The 3,179-nt window shown below is 36.7% G+C and carries 6 protein-coding genes and 1 pseudogene; 1 reads left to right on the plus strand and 6 read right to left on the minus strand.

Going from position 1 to position 3,179, the window contains the following annotated elements; translation table 11 throughout:
• Positions 1–828, minus strand: an 828-nt coding sequence (locus tag Wcon_RS08985; protein ID WP_114516781.1) for an IS256 family transposase, incomplete at its 3' end; no start/stop codon positions are given.
• A gap of 42 nt (positions 829–870) precedes the next feature.
• On the opposite strand from Wcon_RS08985, the gene Wcon_RS11260 reads away from it, so the two are divergent.
• Entirely contained in the window at positions 871–1,065 is a 195-nt protein-coding gene (locus Wcon_RS11260; RefSeq protein ID WP_147269183.1) for a hypothetical protein, read from the plus strand.
• Here Wcon_RS11260 and Wcon_RS12225 read toward each other — a convergent pair.
• From Wcon_RS12225 to Wcon_RS09010, 5 genes and pseudogenes are all read right to left on the minus strand, one after another.
• Positions 1,042–1,125 (minus strand): annotated as a pseudogene (locus Wcon_RS12225) (GPW/gp25 family protein); the annotation flags it as partial. The gene Wcon_RS11260 and the pseudogene Wcon_RS12225 sit on opposite strands and share 24 nt — an antisense overlap.
• Before the next feature lie 5 nt (positions 1,126–1,130).
• On the minus strand, positions 1,131–1,583 hold the full coding sequence (locus Wcon_RS12865) for a PAAR domain-containing protein (protein ID WP_114517903.1): 453 nt from the start codon (positions 1,581–1,583) through the stop codon (positions 1,131–1,133).
• A gap of 39 nt (positions 1,584–1,622) precedes the next feature.
• Positions 1,623–2,189: a phage baseplate assembly protein V gene (locus Wcon_RS09000; RefSeq protein WP_114517904.1), complete on the minus strand. Its 567-nt coding sequence runs from the start codon at positions 2,187–2,189 to the stop codon at positions 1,623–1,625.
• The gene (locus tag Wcon_RS09005; protein ID WP_237350129.1) at positions 2,182–2,709 is read right to left on the minus strand and encodes a hypothetical protein; all 528 of its coding nucleotides are present in this window, start codon (positions 2,707–2,709) and stop codon (positions 2,182–2,184) included. Before Wcon_RS09005 ends, Wcon_RS09000 begins: the two co-directional genes overlap by 8 nt.
• 41 nt (positions 2,710–2,750) lie before the next feature.
• Positions 2,751–3,179 (minus strand): transposase (locus Wcon_RS09010; RefSeq protein ID WP_147269136.1); only part of this gene is annotated, 429 nt, incomplete at its 5' end.

Consider the following 3,179-nt stretch of genomic DNA (forward strand, 5'->3'; position numbering starts at 1 on the left):
ACTGGATACATATTTCAGAGAATTTCTTATTTGGTGTACTATACATAGCTGCACTTCTGCACTGGGAAATACACTGTTGATGGCTGCAGGAAAGCTTTTTAGCCCATCTACACATGCAATCAGAATATCTTCTACTCCTCTTTCTTTGAGGTTATTTAGCACTTCCAACCAAAAGTTAGCTCCTTCACTTTCAGCCAAATAAAAGCCCAGGACTTCTTTTCTGCCATTTTGGTCTATGCCCAATATATTGTACATACATTTACTTACGCAATGTCCATCCTCCTTGACCTTAAAGAACATCCCATCCATAAATACTATCGGGTATACTGATTGCAGTGGACGACTACGCCATTCATTGATTATAGGCAGTAATTTGTCGGTAATACTTGATATCTCTGCTACCGATATTTTGTGATCATAAATTTCCTCAACGTGTGACGCTATATCTCTATAGCTCATACCACTGGCAAATGTGCTCAAAATCTTCGTTTCAAGCTCTGGATGTAAGCTTGTTTGCCTTTTTTTGACTATTTGCGGCTCAAAACTTCCTTCTCTATCTCTTGGCGTTAACAGCTCAAATGAACCTGCACTTGTACGTAAAGTCTTTCCATTCCTCCCATTTCTGCGATTATTTTCTTCACTTTCAGCTAATAAATGGTTTTCTATTTCACCTTCTAGACTCGCCTCCAGCAGCTTTTTTATAAATGGTGTTAATGCTCCCTCCTTTCCTGTCAACGGTCTTCCTTCTCGTATAGACGACAGGATATTTGTTTCCAACTCTTTATAATCTACCAATCCGTTAGTTCTGTTTACTACTTTTTGACTCATTGTCAAACCTCCATTTTTAAATTGATATAAGTTCAAAAAAGTGTGTCAAACCGAAAAAAAGTAATATTCCCAACTAAACGTAATGTTATCAGAATATTAGTTAAGCGAATTGAAGTTGATATTGAAGAAGTAAATATAGTGTTTCGAGTAAAAGATATATCTCATTCTACAGAACATAACAATGAAAAAGGTCAAAATTTACAACATTGTCGTAGTAGTCAAAATATCAACTATTGATTGTTTTAAATGCTCTATACCACTGATTCTTTTGCCAGTTTCAGAACTCATACCACGCATATTATTTACCCTGCAAAGACATCATTGCTTCCTTGTTCTGTCACTGCTCCACAGGAAATTAAGTCACCAGTACGAGCAATGGCTTTGCCATTTACAAACACTGAATCTGACCCCTCAAGAAGGAATTGACTAATATGTGGTGGCTTATAAGGGTCTGTTGATGCATGTTGTGACCATTCATCTCCTTGACGATGCACAGGCCTACCATTTACAAACACATTACTGCTTCCTCCTATACCAGGGCTTTGTAAATAATCTCCATGTTGGTTACACACATCACCAAAACGAACAACTTTTCCCTGTTTTGCCAAACTTAAATCTTTGTCTGATTCTGAAAGTCGTTTTTGCCCTAACAATGAACCTCTTGTTTCCTTCTCTCTCCTTGACTCATCTTCACATCCTGATTCATATCCACTTAATTCTGATGTTTGAGATGTATGATCAATATCACCAATCATAATACCCTTATCATTATTAGCTCTAACATTTTTCTCCGGCTAGTTTAAATCTATTTTTTTCGCATTTAACTTAATGCCACTCTCAGTAATCTCTAGACTTGAGTTTCCAACCTGTAAGACAATCTTTTCATCAGTTATATTTGAACTTGATTTTCCCGTTTTTAAAATAACTTCCTTACTAGTTACTTCCATTTGCGTTTCTTTCACTGCAAAAACAAGAGTTCCTTCTTCTTTGACAGAAACTGTAAACTTATGACCATTTCGGTCATAGTAAATAACTGTTCCATCTTTAAAAACAAAACCGCTTACTTCTTCCCTACTTCCTTCTGGAATAGGATATTTTTCATAATAAATTGCAGGTAAGACAATCCCTTTGGCAATTTCACCAGATGGCGAAAGTATTATCACCTGTTCTCCAATACTTGGTGCAGACCAACTTCTGTCTTCTCCAGCTCTTGCTGTTACCCATGGCAACCAGTCTGTTAATATATTACCTATCATTTTTACACGTACCTTAGCCATGCCACAGTCTACTTCTTCCACTGTGCCAAGTCTAACCAAGTTATCCAACTTTCTTGGTAAATCTGCATCTTTAAAACTATCCATTATTCTTGCCAACTTTTACATATTTATGCTTATTAGCAACTCCAATATCAGGCGTAAACCCAATGTAAACAGTACTCGGCGGAATACTACTCTCTGCCCATACTGAATCACCAAGATGTAATTCATGCACCCACTCTACCATCCACACTAAATATGCATCGAGCTCTGGCCTAAAATCATCTCCTCCTCCTGAGATAAATTCTCCTGGTGAAATTTTTTCCACTTTCCAAGTGTTTTTATTTACCACTCTTGCTACTTCTGCCGCCAATGTTCTGACAATAATAGGTGCATTTTCTATTGTGCTATCAATCACAATTCGTGCTTCAAATTTTGCTCTCAGCGCTAATTCTTCTGTTCCTGGATCTTTTCCTTGCTCTAGACTTGACAATTCTATAAATACCGCTGGAGCTGCTAACTCTTTCCTTATTGCTGGATAAACCTCACAAGTTTGAATTGCTGGTATTTCTGCCTTTAGCGTATTACAGATTGCCTCATGTAAATTAGTCCAAAATGCCGTCATAAAATAAGGGAATGTTCAAAAAAGTGTGTCAAGCCGCATTTTTAGTTCAACTCAATTTTCAACCTATCTGGAAAGAAAATATCAAGTTGAGACATAGTTAAAGCCCAATTAGGGAGAGCCATAATCCACTTTTGCTCTACCTTTTTTATAGCACAATATACCTGTTTGTACAAGGCATTTGTACTAGTAAATGAACCCTTAGTTTTAGTAAATTTCCTGATTTGTCTATGCAACCCCTCAATTGGATTAGTGGTGTAAATCAGCTTCCTAACTGGCCCAGAATACTTAAAATAACTGGATAAGTTTTCCCAATTGTTCTGCCAGGATTTTATAACTAAAGGATACTTTTCTCCCCATTTTCCTTCCAGCTCAAGCAGATAATTCTCAGCAATTTCTTTACTTGAAGCACGATATATTTTTTTCAGATCATTCATGAAAACTTTCACATCTTTACTGGATACATATTTCAG

The sequence above is a fragment of the Wolbachia endosymbiont of Cylisticus convexus genome, from assembly GCF_003344345.1.

Coding starts and splice junctions, on each gene's coding strand:
- Wcon_RS12865 (WP_114517903.1), bottom strand. CDS start 1,583: ATGATTGGTGATATTGATCATACATCTCAAACATCAGAATTAAGTGGA.
- Wcon_RS09005 (WP_237350129.1), bottom strand. CDS start 2,709: ATGACGGCATTTTGGACTAATTTACATGAGGCAATCTGTAATACGCTA.
- Wcon_RS09000 (WP_114517904.1), bottom strand. CDS start 2,189: ATGGATAGTTTTAAAGATGCAGATTTACCAAGAAAGTTGGATAACTTG.